Annotated in this window: 19 protein-coding genes; 11 read left to right on the forward strand and 8 right to left on the reverse strand. The window is 53.8% G+C overall.

The window, feature by feature from the left end:
* The first annotated feature begins 141 nt into the window (after positions 1-141).
* The 11 genes from AB8615_RS04925 to AB8615_RS04975 all read left to right on the forward strand — a co-directional run bounded on the left by AB8615_RS04925 (position 142) and on the right by AB8615_RS04975 (position 8,865).
* Positions 142-594 (forward strand): Rrf2 family transcriptional regulator, encoded by a 453-nt coding sequence (locus tag AB8615_RS04925; protein ID WP_409433813.1) that lies wholly within the window; start codon positions 142-144, stop codon positions 592-594.
* The gene (locus tag AB8615_RS04930) at positions 591-1,724 is read left to right on the forward strand and encodes a cysteine desulfurase family protein (protein WP_418152862.1); all 1,134 of its coding nucleotides are present in this window, start codon (positions 591-593) and stop codon (positions 1,722-1,724) included. Before AB8615_RS04925 ends, AB8615_RS04930 begins: the two co-directional genes overlap by 4 nt.
* Positions 1,721-3,220, forward strand: coding sequence for a Fe-S cluster assembly protein SufB (sufB, locus tag AB8615_RS04935; RefSeq protein ID WP_409433815.1), 1,500 nt, complete (start codon positions 1,721-1,723; stop codon positions 3,218-3,220). The genes AB8615_RS04930 and sufB overlap by 4 nt, the downstream gene beginning before the upstream one ends.
* The gene (locus AB8615_RS04940; RefSeq protein WP_409433816.1) at positions 3,217-3,780 is read left to right on the forward strand and encodes a hypothetical protein; all 564 of its coding nucleotides are present in this window, start codon (positions 3,217-3,219) and stop codon (positions 3,778-3,780) included. Before sufB ends, AB8615_RS04940 begins: the two co-directional genes overlap by 4 nt.
* A gap of 1 nt (position 3,781) precedes the next feature.
* Complete coding sequence (locus AB8615_RS04945) at positions 3,782-4,279, forward strand: hypothetical protein (protein WP_418152865.1); 498 nt, start codon at positions 3,782-3,784, stop codon at positions 4,277-4,279.
* 35 nt (positions 4,280-4,314) lie between these two features.
* Complete coding sequence (locus AB8615_RS04950) at positions 4,315-4,710, forward strand: Rid family hydrolase (protein WP_418152867.1); 396 nt, start codon at positions 4,315-4,317, stop codon at positions 4,708-4,710.
* A 123-nt stretch (positions 4,711-4,833) separates the two neighbouring features.
* Positions 4,834-5,580 (forward strand): Fe-S cluster assembly ATPase SufC, encoded by a 747-nt coding sequence (gene sufC, locus AB8615_RS04955; protein ID WP_418152868.1) that lies wholly within the window; start codon positions 4,834-4,836, stop codon positions 5,578-5,580.
* A complete protein-coding gene (sufD, locus tag AB8615_RS04960) occupies positions 5,561-6,613 on the forward strand; it encodes a Fe-S cluster assembly protein SufD (protein WP_409433820.1) in 1,053 nt (350 codons plus the stop codon). Before sufC ends, sufD begins: the two co-directional genes overlap by 20 nt.
* A gap of 175 nt (positions 6,614-6,788) precedes the next feature.
* A complete protein-coding gene (locus AB8615_RS04965; protein WP_409433821.1) occupies positions 6,789-8,006 on the forward strand; it encodes a cysteine desulfurase in 1,218 nt (405 codons plus the stop codon).
* Positions 8,007-8,032: 26 nt separating this feature from the next.
* Entirely contained in the window at positions 8,033-8,494 is a 462-nt protein-coding gene (locus AB8615_RS04970; RefSeq protein WP_409433822.1) for an SUF system Fe-S cluster assembly protein, read from the forward strand.
* Positions 8,491-8,865: a HesB/IscA family protein gene (locus tag AB8615_RS04975; protein ID WP_409433823.1), complete on the forward strand. Its 375-nt coding sequence runs from the start codon at positions 8,491-8,493 to the stop codon at positions 8,863-8,865. Before AB8615_RS04970 ends, AB8615_RS04975 begins: the two co-directional genes overlap by 4 nt.
* On the opposite strand, the gene AB8615_RS04980 is transcribed toward AB8615_RS04975, so the two are convergent.
* The 8 genes from AB8615_RS04980 to AB8615_RS05015 all read right to left on the reverse strand — a co-directional run bounded on the left by AB8615_RS04980 (position 8,866) and on the right by AB8615_RS05015 (position 16,677).
* Positions 8,866-10,041, reverse strand: a complete 1,176-nt coding sequence (locus tag AB8615_RS04980; RefSeq protein WP_409433824.1) for an FAD-dependent oxidoreductase — start codon at positions 10,039-10,041, stop codon at positions 8,866-8,868.
* A 54-nt stretch (positions 10,042-10,095) separates the two neighbouring features.
* On the reverse strand, positions 10,096-10,938 hold the full coding sequence (locus AB8615_RS04985) for a hypothetical protein (protein ID WP_409433825.1): 843 nt from the start codon (positions 10,936-10,938) through the stop codon (positions 10,096-10,098).
* On the reverse strand, positions 10,925-11,476 hold the full coding sequence (locus AB8615_RS04990; protein WP_418152871.1) for a hypothetical protein: 552 nt from the start codon (positions 11,474-11,476) through the stop codon (positions 10,925-10,927). Before AB8615_RS04990 ends, AB8615_RS04985 begins: the two co-directional genes overlap by 14 nt.
* On the reverse strand, positions 11,415-11,768 hold the full coding sequence (locus tag AB8615_RS04995) for a hypothetical protein (RefSeq protein ID WP_418152873.1): 354 nt from the start codon (positions 11,766-11,768) through the stop codon (positions 11,415-11,417). The genes AB8615_RS04990 and AB8615_RS04995 overlap by 62 nt, the downstream gene beginning before the upstream one ends.
* Before the next feature lie 191 nt (positions 11,769-11,959).
* Positions 11,960-12,412: a hemerythrin domain-containing protein gene (locus tag AB8615_RS05000; RefSeq protein ID WP_409433827.1), complete on the reverse strand. Its 453-nt coding sequence runs from the start codon at positions 12,410-12,412 to the stop codon at positions 11,960-11,962.
* Positions 12,413-12,472: 60 nt separating this feature from the next.
* Complete coding sequence (gene rpoH / locus AB8615_RS05005; protein WP_409434132.1) at positions 12,473-13,357, reverse strand: RNA polymerase sigma factor RpoH; 885 nt, start codon at positions 13,355-13,357, stop codon at positions 12,473-12,475.
* 171 nt (positions 13,358-13,528) lie between these two features.
* Positions 13,529-14,575 (reverse strand): RluA family pseudouridine synthase, encoded by a 1,047-nt coding sequence (locus AB8615_RS05010; protein ID WP_418152875.1) that lies wholly within the window; start codon positions 14,573-14,575, stop codon positions 13,529-13,531.
* Between the two features lie 2 nt (positions 14,576-14,577).
* Complete coding sequence (locus AB8615_RS05015) at positions 14,578-16,677, reverse strand: hypothetical protein (protein ID WP_418152877.1); 2,100 nt, start codon at positions 16,675-16,677, stop codon at positions 14,578-14,580.
* Positions 16,678-16,725: the final 48 nt, after the last annotated feature.

The raw sequence follows: 16,725 nt of genomic DNA on the forward strand, positions 1-16,725 counted from the left end.
TTAGTGGATTTTAGGCGCAGACTAATCTTGACTAATTTAGTCGGAATACATACATCCCAACTATAAATTTCGTTTCGAGCGGCGTCTAACAAGGCTGTGCGCAAAAAGCGAGAAAAACCTTCACATTCGAGGATCGAAGCGGTGAAACTGACAGCAAAAGGCAGATATGCAGTGATGGCAGTGGCCGATATGGCCGCGCAAGGCGCTGATGTGCGGTCTGCGCTGACGGATATATCGCGGCGTCAGGGGATTTCTCTGTCATATCTTGAGCAACTCTTTGGTAAGCTCCGCCGCGCGGGGCTGGTTGATAGCCATCGCGGCGCGTCTGGGGGCTATGTTCTTTCGCAGCCCGCGACCAAGATCACGCTCGACCAAATTATTCACGCCGTGAATGAAGACATCAAAGCCCATGGCTGCACACCTGAGAAGAAATTGTCCTGCACGGGATCAACCGACAAATGCCTGACGCACAACCTCTGGGGTGCGCTCGAAGATCATATTGAAGGCTTCCTTGCCAGCGTGACAATTCAAGACGTGGTCGACGGCAAGCTTCCAGTCGCGATGACAACGCCAAGTTTGGAGGCGGCAGAATGAGTGTCTATTCCCAAAATCGTGTCTACCTGGATCATAACGCCACAAGCCCGCTCCGCAATGAAGCTCGCGAGGCTATGCTGCAGGCGTTTGATACACTCGGCAATCCCGTCTCGCTTCACGGTCACGGACGCGATGCGCGCAAGATATGCGAAGATGCTCGGGAGGCCGTTGCGTTGGCTATGGGAGTATGCGCCCAAGATTTGATTTTCACTGGGTCTGGTATGGAGTCCGATAATACGGCCATTCATAGCGCCTATAAAGCTGGCTGCACCCATATGTTGGTCGCGGAAATGGATCACCCTGCCACGATTAATGCGGCGCAAAACTGCGGCGCTGTGTGTGAGAAAATTCCCTGTAATGCCGACGGACAGACAGATATGGACTGGCTGCGTGATCGGCTCAAAAATTGGGACAGCGCGGAAGGTCGGCCATTTGTGTCGATTACGGCCGCGAACTCCGAGACGGGCGTGATACAAGATATTTCGACCGCAACAGACCTCACCCACGATGCAGGCGGACTAATCCTCGTGGATGCTGTACAGATCATGGGCAAAATGCCGATGACGTATAACGTCGATTATCTCTCCGTATCTGCGCACAAAGTTGGCGGGCCTCAAGGCGTGGGCGCGCTTTATGTGGCCAGCGACGCGCCCTTTACGTCGCTCTTGCAAGGGGGCGGGCAAGAGAAACGCCGCCGCGCTGGCACGTTAAATGTAGCGGGCATTGCTGGCTTCGGCGCAGCGGCAAACGCTGCGACACCAATGCCCCATCTTAGCGCTATGCGGGACCGTATAGAGACTGAATTACGCACGATGGAGCCCGACATTACATTTTTTGGCGAAAACGCCCCGCGCCTGCCCAATACATCCTTTCTCGCGCTGCCAGATGTCGCGGCGCAGACATTGTTGATGGGTCTGGACCTAGAAGGTGTATCCGTTTCGACGGGCACCGCTTGCTCCTCTGGCGTGTCGCGCACCAGCCGTGTGGTCAATGCCATGGGCCTGACCGACAAAGCCCCCCTAGGCGCCATGCGGGTAAGCCTCGGCTACACCACAACAGACGCCAACATAGATACCTTCCTCAACGCTTGGGCGAAGGTCAGACGATATAATCAAAGGGTCGCATCATGAACCAACCTGTCAAAATCGCCAAAGACTCCATCGAGCAATCCACTGTTGACGGTGTGCGCTCGCTGGAAGCGGATAAATACAAATACGGCTTCGATAGCGATATTGAGCAAGAGTTTGCACCCAAGGGTCTGAACGAGGACATTGTGCGCTTTATCTCCGCCAAAAAGGACGAGCCCGAATGGCTGCTGGAATGGCGGCTCGAAGCCTATCGCCGTTGGTTGACGCTGGAAGAGCCGAAATGGGCTATGGTTGATTATCCCGAAATCGATTTTCAAGACATGTATTACTACGCCTCGCCTGTGAAGAAGAAGGAGTTGAACTCGCTTGACGAAGTCGATCCTGAAATCCTCGAAGTCTATAAAAAGCTCGGTATTTCACTCAAAGAGCAAGAAGTTCTGGCGGGTGTCAAAGGTGCGCCGAAAGTGGCTGTGGACGCTGTGTTTGATAGCGTATCTGTCGTAACGACATTTAAGGCCGAATTGGCCAAGCAGGGCGTGATTTTCTGTAGCTTCTCTGAAGCTGTAAAAGAGCATCCCGAGCTTGTCCGCAAATATATGGGCTCTGTCGTGCCTGTCACGGATAATTATTACGCGACGCTCAACAATGCTGTCTTCTCTGACGGATCATTCGTTTACATCCCGCCGGGTGTGCGCTGCCCGATGGAGCTATCGACCTATTTTCGCATGAACGCGCAAGGCACGGGGCAGTTTGAGCGCACGCTGATTATTGCCGATAAGGGCAGCTACGTCTCATACCTCGAGGGTTGCACAGCGCCGATGCGGGACGAGAACCAACTCCATGCAGCGATTGTTGAAATCATCGTCCATGACGACGCCGAAGTGAAATACTCCACGGTGCAAAACTGGTGGCCAGGCGACGCGGAAGGCAAGGGCGGGGTTTATAACTTCGTGACTAAACGCGCGGATTGCCGTGGCGAAAACTCCAAAGTCAGCTGGACGCAAGTCGAGACAGGCTCTGCGGTGACATGGAAATATCCATCCTGCATCTTGCGCGGCGATAACTCCCAAGGCGAGTTCTATTCTATCGCCATCACGAATGGGCATCAGCAAGCCGACACAGGCACGAAGATGATCCATTTGGGCAAGAACACCAAGTCGCGCGTGATCAGCAAAGGCATCAGCGCGGGCAAGTCCAACTCGACCTATCGCGGCCTCGTCACGGCCCATAAAAAAGCCACTGGCGCACGGAATTTTACGCAGTGCGACTCGCTCCTAATTGGCGATCAATGCGGCGCACACACTGTGCCCTATATCGAGAGCAACACACCGTCCGCGCAATTCGAACACGAAGCGACGACGAGCAAGTTGTCCGATGATCAGCTATTTTATTGTCGCCAGCGCGGCCTGTCCGAAGAAGACGCTGTGGCACTCCTCGTCAACGGGTTCTGCCGGGACGTGCTGCAAGAACTCCCGATGGAGTTTGCGGTCGAAGCGCAGAAACTCGTCGCGATTAGCTTGGAAGGGTCTGTTGGATGACAGGTGACACGCCTAAAAAGAAAGCAGGTCTGAGGCTTCCTGTGTTACTGCTTATCGGCGGTGTTATTGCCCTGCCGATATTGGGGCTGGCTTACAAAAGGGGCGTTCAGGAATACCAAGCAAAAATGATCTATGGCGATAGCGAGGCAAAAGAACGAAGACTCGCGCGCTATGCGGATGGCACAGAAACGCGACCAAACGATCTTAGAATCTCGGACTTCAATACCGATGTGAATGAGGCATTGAGCCGCTTAATCGGTCAATCTGCTTCGAATGAGACAAAGACGGCGATTTGGAAATATCTTCGCCCTAAAGATGACCGTCCGCCCCAAACTATAAGAACCAAAGGATTTCGAGATAACGATGAAAATCTTAACTACCAACTCTTCATTGAGAATGAAGCTGTTGTGCCAAGGAAACCGACACGACAAGTTATGGTGCGTATGAAACCGCGTGACACAGAAATTCAGGGCACAATTGATGCGATTGGTATTCGGTATAAATGCCCCGTCAAGACTGGCGATTATACATGGCAGAAAGACCCATGTGATGGAAAATAAAGTGATGAGAGTTTTTTCGACATTCGCTACGACGGCCCTGTTGATCGCCTGTGCGCCTGCGGACAAGATGGAACAGATGGTTGAAGCGGCGGACATGCAGACGGATGTGGCAGTCGATAAATCGCCAACACCGCCCGCCACGCCGCGCTCGCTCCGCCTCGAAGACATTGATTTCACGTCTTACTCGCAAGAGCTAGCAGGGGTGTTAGAGTTAGAACGCGGTGAGTCTCGCATCCGTGCGATTGACAAGGTGCGCTTGAATTTTGCGCCGACGGGGCCCGAAATCCTCAAGACAGCGCAAAGCAGTTTTGACCGCCCTGACGGCTCTGTCTTGATCTTTTCCGTCGACGGCATCGCTGACGATAGCGTTCGTGCGCAGGAAGTGTTCCTGATCCTGAGCGGTCCAGAAGGCGAACAGGTTCTGGCCGAATACGGCATGCGCATCAAATGCTATCGCGGCGAAAATACAACAGACTGGCAGACCAACCTCTGCCCCTAACCGACTTTCACCCATCCAAATAGGAAACACATAAGATGGCTAAAACTGACCCGAAACGTAAATTCATTCAACTGTCCAAAGGCGAGTTGAACTACGCCATGTCACGCGCAGTCATACAGGGCGATTGGTGCTTTGTCTCTGGCACCATGGGCTATGATTACGTGAAGCAAGAGCTGCCAGAGAGCGCAGCGCAGCAGACGATGAACACTTTCACGAATATCCGCAAAGCGCTCGACGCGGCGGGCTTTGAACTCGGCCACGTCGTTCGTGTGCAATATACCGTCTCTGACCGCAAATATGTCAAAGAGGTTCTGCCGATCATCAAAAAGCACTTCGATAACATCCTCCCCGCGGCGACAATGGTGCTAGCGGAGATGGTTGACCCAGAAGGCAAGATCGAAATCGAAGTGACGTGTTTTAAGGGCGCGTAACGCCCGCATTTGATCCAGTGGATCAAAGGCAGTGAAGCGCAGAACTCGTAAGGGTTCTGGATATAAAAGAATAACGATCCGCGAGACGGCCCTCGGCCCTCTCAGAGTGAGGAATAAGAGAATATGCTAAAAATCAATAACTTATCCGCGACTGTTGATGACGGTCAGAAGACGATCTTGGAATCGCTCTCGCTCGAAATCCCTGCGGGCGAAGTCCATGCGATTATGGGGCCGAACGGGGCGGGGAAATCGACCTTGTCTTATGTTTTGACGGGACGTGAAGGTTATGACGTGTCGGGCGGGACAGTCGAGTTGGACGGCGAAGACCTTCTCGATATGGACCCCGAAGAGCGGGCGGCGAAGGGCGTGTTTTTGTCCTTCCAATATCCGCTGGAAATCCCAGGTGTTCCGACCATGACTTTCCTCAAAACCGCGCTCAACGCGCAACGTCGCGCCCGCGGTGAGGAGGAGATGAAGGCGCCAGAATTCCTCAAGAAAGCCAGAGACTTAGCCAAAGACCTTAAGATGAGCCCCGACATGCTCAAACGCCCACTCAATGTCGGGTTCTCTGGCGGCGAGAAGAAGCGCATGGAAATCTTCCAAATGATGATGTTGGAGCCGCGTTTCATCGTGATGGATGAAACGGATTCGGGCCTCGACGTCGATGCGCTGCGGATTGTGGCGGATGGCGTGAATAAGCTGCGCTCGCCAGATCGCGGCATGCTGATCATCACGCATTATCAGCGCTTGCTCGACTACATCATACCAGACCGTGTGCACGTTTTGGCGGGCGGTAAGATCGCCGCGTCAGGCGATGCGGACTTCGCCAAGACGCTCGAAAAAGAGGGCTATGATGCCTACGCCGCTTAACCTCGAAACGCTCCCGACACGCCGAGATGAGGCGTGGAAATGGACAGATGTGCGCGGCCGCGTCAGCGAAGGCCAAGCCGGTCTGTCCGCAGCGGGCCTGCCTAAATTCACCGTGCCAGAAGGCGTAAACATTGCCGAAGTCGACAGCGACGACCTCGATACCGACACGCCCATGGCGAAAGTCGCACGAAGCTTTGGCGGTAAGGTTTGGGAGGTAGCAGTCCCAGCAGGACTCGCACCTTCAGAACCGCTCGTGATTGAAGGCCTGAATCGCGGCCATATCCGTATTCGGTTGACGCTTGAAAAAGGCGCGAAACTCTCTGTCATTGAACATCATAGTTCAGACGCGGGCGGGTTCACCAATATCGATATGACTATCACACTCAAAGCAGATGCAGAAATCTCGCGCACGATTATTCACACAGATCCTGCTGACGCAGTGCGCATAGCGACAGCGCACGTCACGGCGTGGGGCGGGGCGAAGTATAACCAATTTGCGCTTTCCTTTGGCGGCGCACTGACCCGCATAGAGACACGCATGGCCGCGATGGGCAATCACGTTGAGGCACTGATCAACGGGGCCTACTTGCTCAATGATAAACGCCATTGCGACATGACCAGCTATATCGATTTAGCTGTACCAGACTGCACGATACGACAGTCAGTCAAAGGCGTAGTGACAAACAAATCTCGCGGCGTCTTCCAAGGTAAATTTCACGTCCGCCGCCCGGCGCAACATACAGATGCGGTGATGCGCCACGACGCGCTTATGCTGTCTGATAGTAGTGAAATCCGCTCGAAACCAGAGCTGGAAATCTACGCCGATGATGTTGCTTGCGAGCATGGCAATACCATTGGGCAGCTTGACGAAAGCGCACTGTTTTACATGCGCCAACGCGGCATTGGCCTGTCTGAGGCGCGGGCCTTGCTGACCGAAGCCTTTGTCGCTGATGTGTTTGATGATCTTGGGGATGACGATTTGCGCGAGAGTGTTTTGGGGCAAGTGCGCGAATGGTTGGGGGCACAGTCGTGACAAATTCCAATCTTGCGATTCTGATTTTTGGTCTAACTGTATCAGTGTTTGTCATGTCCTATTTCGCAAGGCGTTCGGGACCGCATCAGAAAAAGATACAGACCTTCATGACGGCGCTCGGCGTTTCGATTGTCGTGCTGACAGTGATTTATTTTAAAAGAAGGTTTGCCGCATAATGGCTTTCAATATCGCCGACATTCGCGCGCAATTCCCGATCCTTTCGCGAGAGATCAATGGGAAGCCGCTGGCCTATCTCGACAACGCCGCCTCTGCCCAAAAACCGCAAGCCGTGATCGACTCGCTGACACAACAGATGAGCCATAGCTTTGCCAATGTGCATCGCGGGCTGCACACGATGGCGAATGAGACGACCGAGGCGTTTGAAGGCGCGCGGTGCAAGATCGCGACGTTCCTAGGCGCGCCGAAGCCAGACAATATCGTCTTCACCAAAGGCGCTACCGAAGCGCTGAACCTCTGCGCTTACGGCCTCGCCCACGAGATTAAAGCGGGCGACGAGATTATCCTCACGCAGATGGAGCATCATTCCAACATCGTGCCGTGGCATTTTCTCCGCGAGCGCTACGGCGCTGTTCTCCGATTTGTGCCTGTGACGGAGCAGGGCGAACTAGACCTCGACGCTTATAAATCCATGCTTAATGCGAAGACAAAGATTGTCTCTGTCGTGCATATGTCCAACGTCCTTGGCACCGTAAACCCTGTGAAACAGATGGGCGAGTGGGCGCACGCCGCGGGCGCGATCTTTATCGTAGACGGTACGCAAGCGGCGGTGCACCTGACCGTTGATGTCGTCGATTTGGACGCAGACCTATACGCCATGACAGGTCACAAACTCTATGGCCCGACAGGCATTGGCGCGCTCTACGGCAAGACCGAAATGCTCACCCGCATGCAGCCCTTCCAAGGTGGCGGGGAAATGATTGAAGACGTCTTTGAAGATCGCGTGACCTATAATGATCCGCCTCATAAGTTTGAGGCTGGCACGCCGCCGATTCTTGAGGCTATTGGCCTCGGCGCGGCGATTGATTGGTATTCCCAATTTGACCGCAAGGCTGTGCATCAGCACGAGATGGCGGTCTATCATCACGCGCTGGACGGTCTGCGGTCAATCAATAGCTTTAAGCTTATTGGTGATGCGCAGAACAAAGGCGCGGTGTTATCGTTTAATCTCGAAGGCGCACATGCCCATGACGTGGCGCAGATATTGGATAAATACGGGATCGCTGTGCGGGCGGGGCAACATTGCACCCAACCCCTGATGGAAGCCCGCGGTATTCACTCGACTGCCCGTGCGAGCTTTGGCATTTACAACACACTCGACGAGGCCGACCGCCTCATAGAAGGCGTCAAAAAAGCCGCCCTCTTTTTATCTTAATCCCGTGATACTATATAGGTAGGACGATGACAGAGACACATGACAGACAACGCGCCGCCGAAGCGCTCGCTAACGCGCAAATCCCTGGGATGACGCCAGAGAATGCGGCTGGCGATGTTGCGCCCAAACGCGATACGATTGACGTATCTGGCGCGCCCATCGAGCCGCCGACCCCTGAAGAAATCGAGCAAATCACGACGGATGTGATCGGGCAGTTGAAATCTGTTTATGATCCTGAAATCCCAACGGACATTTATGAACTTGGCTTGATTTATAAAGTAGAGTTGGAGGATGACCGTACATTGAAAATTGACATGACGTTGACGGCTCCAGGATGTCCTGTTGCGGGCGAAATGCCTGTCTGGGTGCAGGAGGCTTGCGAAGTCGTGGCAGGCGTACGCCGCGTCGAAGTCTCCATGACGTTTGATCCGCCGTGGACACCTGACCGCATGAGCGACGAAGCGCGCTTAGAATTGAATATGTTATGACCGAAGCAACCACCAGAACTCGTCGCCCTCGGCCAAAGCTCGTTACACTGACGGACGCCGCCGCAGAGCGTGTGCGCGAAATCTTGGCTGAAAAAGGCGAAGGCTATCTGCGTGTTGGCGTCAAGAACGGCGGTTGCGCGGGCATGGAATATGTCATGGACTACGTTTCCGAGATCGAGAAATTTGACGAAGTTGTCGAAGATAAAGACGTGCAAATCGTCGTCGATAGTAAAGCCGTCCTGTTCATCCTTGGCTCTGTCGTGGATTACGAAGTGGAAGTGTTATCATCGCGCTTCACATTCAAAAACCCGAACCAGACCGATGCCTGCGGATGCGGCGAGTCTGTTACGATTGTGCCGTCACAGCTCTAATTAGGGCTTTATCAAATTACCGCAGACGAGGCGTGTCAACATCGGCTTGACGGGCCAGACATAGCTCATCGGGTTCATCAGATTATTGCGCAGGAATGGCAGCGCTTTGCTGTCAGATTGATAGAACGGCGTAAAAACAGCTGAGAATTGCTGGTAAAGCTGCACATGCCAGCGACGCTTTCGGGCGTAAATTTTCAAGGCATCCGCCAGATCATGCTCGACCAAAGCCTCAGCCAAAGCTCGCGCATCCAGCAGCGCCATATTCGCACCTTGTCCTAATTGCGGACTGGCCTGATGGGCCGAATCTCCGATGAAAACCAGTCGATCTTGATAGGGCGTCCAGAGAGTGCCGTGCCGATAGGTGGCAGGGGTGAGATCATCGTGACCCCTTAACTGCCTGACAAAAGGTTCGTAATCTGGCCACAGGGCGATGGCCTCTTCTTGCCAGCGGGCGAAGTCGCGATTGGCAAAATGGGGGAGGCGATCCGCCCTCTCGCTCCAGAATATTGCAGCTTTCGGCGTGGTTTCATTTGGGAAATTGCCGAGCGGTAAGATGCCGAGCATATTTGCTGCGCCGCGATAACACTGGCTGAGGCGGCCTGTAGGCAGAGGGCTATCGGCGGGCCAATCCACAGTTCCCCATAACGCGCCATACGACAGGGCTCGGCTCTTGATCGGGCTGAGTGAGGAGCGCGCGCCAGACGCATCAATCACCAAATCGAAAGGCCCAAATGTTTCGCCGAGGGACGTTGTGACGAAGCGTGTGTCCTGCTCCATATGGCTAGTGCGGATGATATGGCCACTATTCACAGTGATATTTTGCGCCAAGACAGCACGGTAGAGCGCATCAAACAATGTCGCGCGATGTATGCCGAGGCCAAAGGTGTCTCCGCCCTCTGGGCCGTAATCGACGTTCAATACGCTGCGGTTTGACCTCGCCTCAATACCCGACATGCGGTAGATCGGATGGGCTTGTGATAATACGGTCTGTCTTAAGCCAAGACTGTCGAGAACGTCTAGTCCCACAGGTTGAATAACAAGACCTGACCCGGTGGGCGTGGGCGTGTCGAACTGATCAAAGAGGGTCACGCTGTGTCCGGCACGGTGGAGAAACAAGGCTACTGCCAGTCCGCCAATGCCGCATCCCGCGATGCCAATTCTCAAGCTGTGCGTCATATCTTTGGCTTAGCGGATTTTGCGCACAAATCTATGCGACATTTGAGGGTTAAGTTATGGCTCGCGGTAGAAATCGAAAACGACATCGACATTTAAACTGCCCGTACCCATCGACATATCATAGTCGGGCATTTGGTAGAGAAAATCGAGGCGGATGGTCTGCTCATCAATATTGCCATTGCGCTGGCGGATGCCCTGTTGCCGCCCGAAATTCATGATTTGCGTCGGCACACCAGAGAGATCGCCGAGGTCGTCAATCCCGCTGACGATCTGAATTTGCGAAGTGTTCGCGCGCGCCCCATATTCAAATCCGCCATCATTGCCGCTCTCTGAGAAACTCGGTGTCAGCTTAATATCACCGAGCTGGATCGTATTCGCAAAGTCACCCGTCGCATTCGTGATCGAGGCGAGGGCGCGGAGCGAGAAGCGTGTGCGGTAGGAGGTGATGAAAAAGCTATGCGAATATTGCCGTCCTGACCCCGCCAGGCGAACATCGGTTAGCGGGTTGAGCGTAAACGCCCCGAATGTATCACCCGCATCGAGGTAACCGTCGCCGTCATCAAAAGCTGTCGCGTCGATCGTGCTGCCGTCCTGGGTAATGCCGAGCATGAAGCTCTCGTCGCTACCGGGTTCCCACCCCACGGCACGATCTGTGGTGCCTGTGATGTTCGTATTCCCTGCGCGGATATAGTAATCGATCATCTGCCCACCAATGGGCACGCAGCAGCTATTCGTCGCGAATTGCCAGTTGTCATAAATATCGTAATTCTGCCCGTCATGCACGACAGCACAGCCATAAGTGCGGCACCAGAAATCTTCGTCCAGAAAGCTGGCCGCTGCAGGTTGAGAGCAGAGTAGGGCGAGGGCCGCCCCGTATATGTATTTACTCAGCGACATACTCAATCGATTGGACGTCAACATCCATGGCGCGGAATTTGTTTTGCGGCGCGAAGCTATTATTCAGATCGAAGTCGATCTTGTAATTTCCGCTCTCAAGCTCCGCCATATTTTCGAGTTTAACATTATAAGTCCGCTCACCGCCATCTAGCACGACTGCGTTAAGCGGCGTCTCTGCGACGACTTCACCTGCGGCTGATTTGACGTAGGCTTTGCCTTGCAAGCGCGCATGGGCGTCGCCTTCATTTTTGATTTGCATAGTGACGATGGATTTGTCGGCGGGATTCAATGCTACACTTGTGACTTCGGGCAAGCTCTCGGACGGGGTGAGGGTGAGATAAAAGAGCGAGGCTAGCTGGTAGCGGTTCCACACACCCGATGTCTCGCCACGTTCATTGAGTTCTGGCAGCATGGTCGTGGCGAGCAGCGCAAAACGGTGATCGCCTTTGTGTTCGATTTTATAGGGCGCGCTGATTTCAACTGTAATATCTTGGCTGGTTTCGGGTTTGAGTGTGACGGAAGCGGGCGAGAAACGCACCCATTCGGCGGCTCGAGCGATCCGTATCGCCAGGGGCATCCAGCACGAGCTTTCCATCTTTATCTAACGTCCAATCCGCGAGTCCCATGGTCAGGCTAATCGTTTTTGTCTTGTGGACATTGCCGACGGTTACGACTTGGCGTTGACGGTCGCCTGGCTTGATAGTCATTTCAACAGTGGACGGTTGTACGCCTACACCGAAAGCATTGGCCAGCGGGACGTAGGACACGGCGGCGAGCAAAGCACTTCCGATCACGCCAGCCATGAGGCGTTTTGTAGTTGAAAAAGACATAAAAGCTCCCAGTCGAATTTGCCCTATTATGGACGGAAAAGGCTTATCGAGCGGTTAATGGCGCTGCGATCTCCCGACCTTGTGATCACATCGTGTGGTGCGCACAAAAAAACCTGCTCCCGAAAAATCAGAAGCAGGTCAATATGTGGCTAGGCCGAAGGGGAATAGGGCCAGTTATCACATTCTATATATTATGCGGCGGACTGTTTTTTAACTTCCGCAGGCTTTCGTTCATCAAATTCTTCGGCCATATCTTTGGCTTCTTCCTTCGTGAAAATTTCTTTGGCTTTCGGGAAGAATTCAGCTTCTTCTTCGTCCACGTGATGAATGACTTTATGGGCGAGCTTTTCGAATTTCTTCATCCAAATGCCGGCGTCCATATCAAGATTATCAAGGACTTCGATCATCTCTGTCATTTCCTGGTGCTCTTCGACCGCGTGACGCGTCTCGTCTGTGCCGTCTGGCTCTTTCATCAATTCAGAATAAAAAGCTTGTTCCTCGGCAGACGCGTGCGCTTCTAGCTCGATGCGCAATTCTTTCCAAAGATTGTTCCGCTTTTCCGTATCACCGCCTGTGGCTTTAATGGCGTCACAGAGATCGCGTTGCTTGTCGTGATCTTTTTTTAGGCGTTCATAAATTTGCATGTCTATCTCCTCTAAATGTTAGTTACTAAACCAACGGAGGAGATAGACTTTTGTTCCGAATTAACCTTCGATCAAGCCCGCCGTGCCCGCAGCTTTTAGCATGGCTTCTTGCAGCTTCTCAAACGCACGCCCTTCGATCTGACGAATACGCTCACGCGACACGTTGTAGATGCCCGCCAGATCTTCCAGCGTCATGGGGCTGTCAGATAAGCGGCGTTTGGCGATAATATCGCGTTCCCGCTCGTTCAGATCTGCCATTGCTGTTTGCAGCAAATCCATGCGCGCATCATGCTCTTGATCTTCGGCCAGTTGGTCTTCTTGACTATCTGTTTCGTCGACCAACCAGTCCTGCCACTGCGCAGACCCGTCTTCGCCGCCGATCGTCACATTCAAAGATGCATCGCCGCCACCAGACATGCGGCGGTTCATCGACGTGACTTCTGTCTCTTTCACGCCCAGCTTGGTCGCGATTTTTTCGAGGTTCTCAGGCGTCAAATCACCTTCTTCAACTGCTTTCATTTGGCCTTTCAAGCGTCTGAGATTAAAGAATAATTTCTTCTGTGCCGCCGTGGTGCCCATCTTCACGAGGGACCAAGAACGCAAGACATATTCTTGAATAGCTGCCCTGATCCACCACATTGCATAGGTCGATAGGCGGAAGCCTTTATCAGGATCAAATTTCTTGACGGCCTGCATCAGGCCGACATTGCCCTCAGAAATGACCTCCGCAATCGGCAGGCCATAGCCGCGATAGCCCATTGCGATTTTCGCCACGAGACGCAAATGCGATGTCACCATCTTTTCCGCCGCTTCAGAATCTTGATGCTCGACCCAGCGTTTGGCCAGCATAAATTCCTCATCGCGCTCCAACATCGGGAACTTACGAACCTCTTGCAAATAGCGGTTGAGGCCTTGCTCTGGCGACAACGCTACCGACAGGCTCATATTGCCAGAATAGCTCGCATCCGCTTTCGTTGCAGTCTTTGTCGCCGCTTTTGTCGGTAATGTTGTTTTTGTGTCAGCCATATTTGGACCCTCCAGTGGCCATATATAGGTCTACGGATACGCGGTTTAAAGGGTTCCGACTTAGCTTTTTTGTAACGTCTAAAGGGGTGTCTATTTTGGGAGCGTTTCCAAAATGTCGATCAGGTTCTGCATATCGGGCGGAATGGGGGCTTCAAATACCATGTCTTCCTTTGTCACAGGATGGCGAAAGCCGAGCAGTCGCGCGTGCAGGGCTTGGCGTTTAAGCGTCAAAATCGCCTCGGCCAGCCGCAATTCTGGCTCGCTTTTTTGGGTCAGAAATGCCCGCTGATGGCCATAAAGCGGATCACCGAGCAGGGGGCAGCCGAGATGGGCCATATGCACCCGAATTTGGTGCGTGCGTCCCGTCTCCAACTGACATTCGATCTGGCTCACTTTGGGTGTGCCGATAGAGGCATTTTGCGCTTGGCCAAAGCCGCGCAGATATTTGTAATGCGTAATCGCGTGGCGGCCATGGTCCGAAAACTCGATATTATTGACAGTGCCTCTGACCACGGCTTGTTTCTTGCGGTCATTTTCAGCGCGGGCGATACGGCTGATGAAAGTGCCAGATCGCGGCTTGGGCGAATGACGGGTGAGGGCGACATAGACGCGCTCTATCGTATGCTTGGCGAATTGTTTCGAAAGATATTGATGCGCACGATCCGTCTTCGCAACAACCATGACGCCAGAGGTGTCTTTGTCGAGGCGGTGGACAATGCCGGACCGCATGACGCCGCCAATCCCTGATAAGCTACCCTCGCAATGATGGAGCAGCGCGTTGACCAGCGTGGCAGAGCGCGAGCCAGGTGCAGGATGCACGGTCATGCCAGCGGACTTATTCAACACAATGAGTTCGTCGTCTTCATAGAGAATATCGAGCGGAATATTTTCGGGCTTGGGTGTATCATCAATAGGCGGTGGCACTTGCACAGCATATTCAATATCGGCGCGAATTTTCGTGGTCGGCTTAACGACTATATCGCCGTCTGCGCGCACATGGCCGCCCTCAATTAAGTCGCGTAAGCGCGAGCGCGACAGCTCTGTCCAAGTCGAGAGCCACTTATCCAGCCGCTCCCCTTGGTCAGCCTCGGTTGCTGTCTGGGCTTGCCAGCGGGCAGTTTGTTCTGGTGTCTCCATGACTAGCTAAACGCTGCCGCGCAAATGAGAAAAGCCCGTCCATGCGCAGTGCCGAGTTCCGCACGGAGATTGGCGGGCAGAGGCGGCAGATCGCTGAGCTTATCCGCGTATTGAGAGGTGAAATCCTGAAACGCTTGCAGCATGCTCGGATTGGCGCGGAGTTCGTGGCGCAAATGCTCGGCGGGGCTTTGTAAGCGCTTGGCAACATTGGCTTGCATCGCCTCGACACCGTGATTGACGAAGGCGTTTGACGCCTCGATGATCGTGCCGTCATCGACAATCGCAGAAGGGGCAAGCTGCAGCTGGCAGAGCGTTGCAACAATATCGCCGCCATTGACCGCGGGTTCTGCAGGGGCGGGTTCTGGCGCACTCAGCGGTTCGCCAAAGAGCGGTTTCACAATGTCAGAGGCGCTCTGCTCTGAATTAGGATCAGGGTCAGGACGCTCTAGCCCGCCGAGCATATCCCGCCAACGCCAGCCGCCCTTATCCTTGTTCTTCGAACGGCCAAATCCCTTGGCCACGGGGGCAGGGCGGCGCAAAACGTCTGGCTCAAACGAGGTTATTTCATCGTCGGCGGACGCAATGAGCATGTCTGCACCCAAATTCAGCGGGCCATCCGTTGGGATTTCGTCAGGCAGTTCCACAATCATATCGGGGTCAAGCATATCGACAGTCTGCGGCCCACGCAGCTCTGGCACGATGCGCGGTGGTTCGACAGGCGGGAAATCGGTCTCAAGCGGCGTAATTCGCAGTCGCCCATTTCCAGCATCTGGCTGCTGCGGTTGTGGTGGCAGGCCAAGATCAAGCTCTTCGCTTTTCGTGCGAGCATTGCGCAACTTGGCTTGTAGCGCCAACATATCGGTTTCCAATTTGGCGAGATCTTTGCGCGTTTCCGCTAGGCTTTCTTGCACACGTGTTGCCGCTTTGTCAGAAATGTCATTGGCTTTGACCTGCGCTTCCGCGATCTTGTCACCCATGTCGGAGAATTGCTGATTGATGGTTTCATTCGTCGTCAGCGAGGCCGTATTCAGCGCAGATACCGTATCTTGACCTGAGCGAAGAGATGACATCAGAAGCTCTGCGCTCTGAGTGGCGGTTTCCGAGGCCTCGTTGATCTCGCGGACTTGCAGCGTCAATTCTGACTGAATTTTGGTCTGTTCTTCTTGTAGGCGGGCGATCATCTCGGCGAGCTTTGTGTTCAACATACTGATCTGGGCTTCGCTACTCGCGATTGTCTCAGAGGCGCCAGATAGCTTGCTTTCCAACGCAGAGCCTGCCTCAATAACAACCCCTGTCGTCTTGGCGAGCTTCTCTGTCGCCGTGCCGATATTGGTATTGGCTTGCTGGGTTGCGTCGGTCAGGGATTGACTTTGACGCTCAATCGCTGCGGTCAGCGTTTCCATTTTGCTATCGAATGTTCCCGAAATTGACTCGAGCGCTTGGCGTTGGAGGGTGAGATTGCGGCCCACATCCTCGGCCCTTTCTGATAAGGACAGTCCTGCTTCGTCAATCGCGCGTTTTTCGGCGGAAATATTGACTTGGAGGGTCGAGAAATCATCAACTGTTTTAGCGAGGCGTTTGTCAACTTCGGCCAATTCTGCGCGAATTCCGTTGGCCAAGTTCTGCGTTGTGCCGAGCGCGACGTCATCGGCACGGGTCAGAGTTTCTGCAACGATTGCAATGCGTTGCGCCTCAAACGTCATCTGCGCTAGACGTCGCCAACTCATCCAGAGGAGGGTGATGAGGATTGCGGGCAACAACACGGCCATAATTAATCCCGTCAGAGCCATCGGCTCCATGGATGAACCTAGTCCTGCAACGCCAAAAACGTAGGTTGCGACTGCCGCGATCCAAACAAATGTAAGCAAAATCCCCGTCCACATGATCCACGCTGTCGCTGGTTCATCTGGCACAGTTGTGGTCTTGGCAAACATGGGCCTGTCGCGCGTGATGAATTCTGGCACCGGATCAGCTTTCGGCGGCGTCGCGCTAGGGCGCACAATCGGAGCCTCAACATGCTTGACGGGCTCTGCGTCGATATTCTGAACGACGTCGGCAATGTCTGGCTCGATGGAAAAGATTTTCTTCGTAATGTCGGACAAGTCTCGCCTCTTTCAAATCTTAAAATAGTGCTGACGGTGGTTTAACCG

The sequence above is a fragment of the Litorimonas sp. RW-G-Af-16 genome (assembly GCF_048319245.1).
GTDB lineage: Bacteria > Pseudomonadota > Alphaproteobacteria > Caulobacterales > Maricaulaceae > Litorimonas.

Excerpts from the sequence above, each read along its gene's own strand:
- AB8615_RS04930 (WP_418152862.1), top strand. The coding sequence starts at position 591 with ATGAGTGTCTATTCCCAAAATCGTGTCTACCTGGATCATAACGCCACA.
- sufB (WP_409433815.1), top strand. The coding sequence starts at position 1,721 with ATGAACCAACCTGTCAAAATCGCCAAAGACTCCATCGAGCAATCCACT.
- AB8615_RS04940 (WP_409433816.1), top strand. The coding sequence starts at position 3,217 with ATGACAGGTGACACGCCTAAAAAGAAAGCAGGTCTGAGGCTTCCTGTG.
- AB8615_RS04950 (WP_418152867.1), top strand. The coding sequence starts at position 4,315 with ATGGCTAAAACTGACCCGAAACGTAAATTCATTCAACTGTCCAAAGGC.
- sufC (WP_418152868.1), top strand. The coding sequence starts at position 4,834 with ATGCTAAAAATCAATAACTTATCCGCGACTGTTGATGACGGTCAGAAG.
- sufD (WP_409433820.1), top strand. The coding sequence starts at position 5,561 with ATGATGCCTACGCCGCTTAACCTCGAAACGCTCCCGACACGCCGAGAT.
- AB8615_RS04965 (WP_409433821.1), top strand. The coding sequence starts at position 6,789 with ATGGCTTTCAATATCGCCGACATTCGCGCGCAATTCCCGATCCTTTCG.
- AB8615_RS04970 (WP_409433822.1), top strand. The coding sequence starts at position 8,033 with ATGACAGAGACACATGACAGACAACGCGCCGCCGAAGCGCTCGCTAAC.
- AB8615_RS04975 (WP_409433823.1), top strand. The coding sequence starts at position 8,491 with ATGACCGAAGCAACCACCAGAACTCGTCGCCCTCGGCCAAAGCTCGTT.
- AB8615_RS04980 (WP_409433824.1), bottom strand. The coding sequence starts at position 10,041 with ATGACGCACAGCTTGAGAATTGGCATCGCGGGATGCGGCATTGGCGGA.
- AB8615_RS04985 (WP_409433825.1), bottom strand. The coding sequence starts at position 10,938 with ATGTCGCTGAGTAAATACATATACGGGGCGGCCCTCGCCCTACTCTGC.
- AB8615_RS04995 (WP_418152873.1), bottom strand. The coding sequence starts at position 11,768 with ATGTCTTTTTCAACTACAAAACGCCTCATGGCTGGCGTGATCGGAAGT.
- AB8615_RS05000 (WP_409433827.1), bottom strand. The coding sequence starts at position 12,412 with ATGCAAATTTATGAACGCCTAAAAAAAGATCACGACAAGCAACGCGAT.
- rpoH (WP_409434132.1), bottom strand. The coding sequence starts at position 13,357 with ATGAGCCTGTCGGTAGCGTTGTCGCCAGAGCAAGGCCTCAACCGCTAT.
- AB8615_RS05010 (WP_418152875.1), bottom strand. The coding sequence starts at position 14,575 with ATGGAGACACCAGAACAAACTGCCCGCTGGCAAGCCCAGACAGCAACC.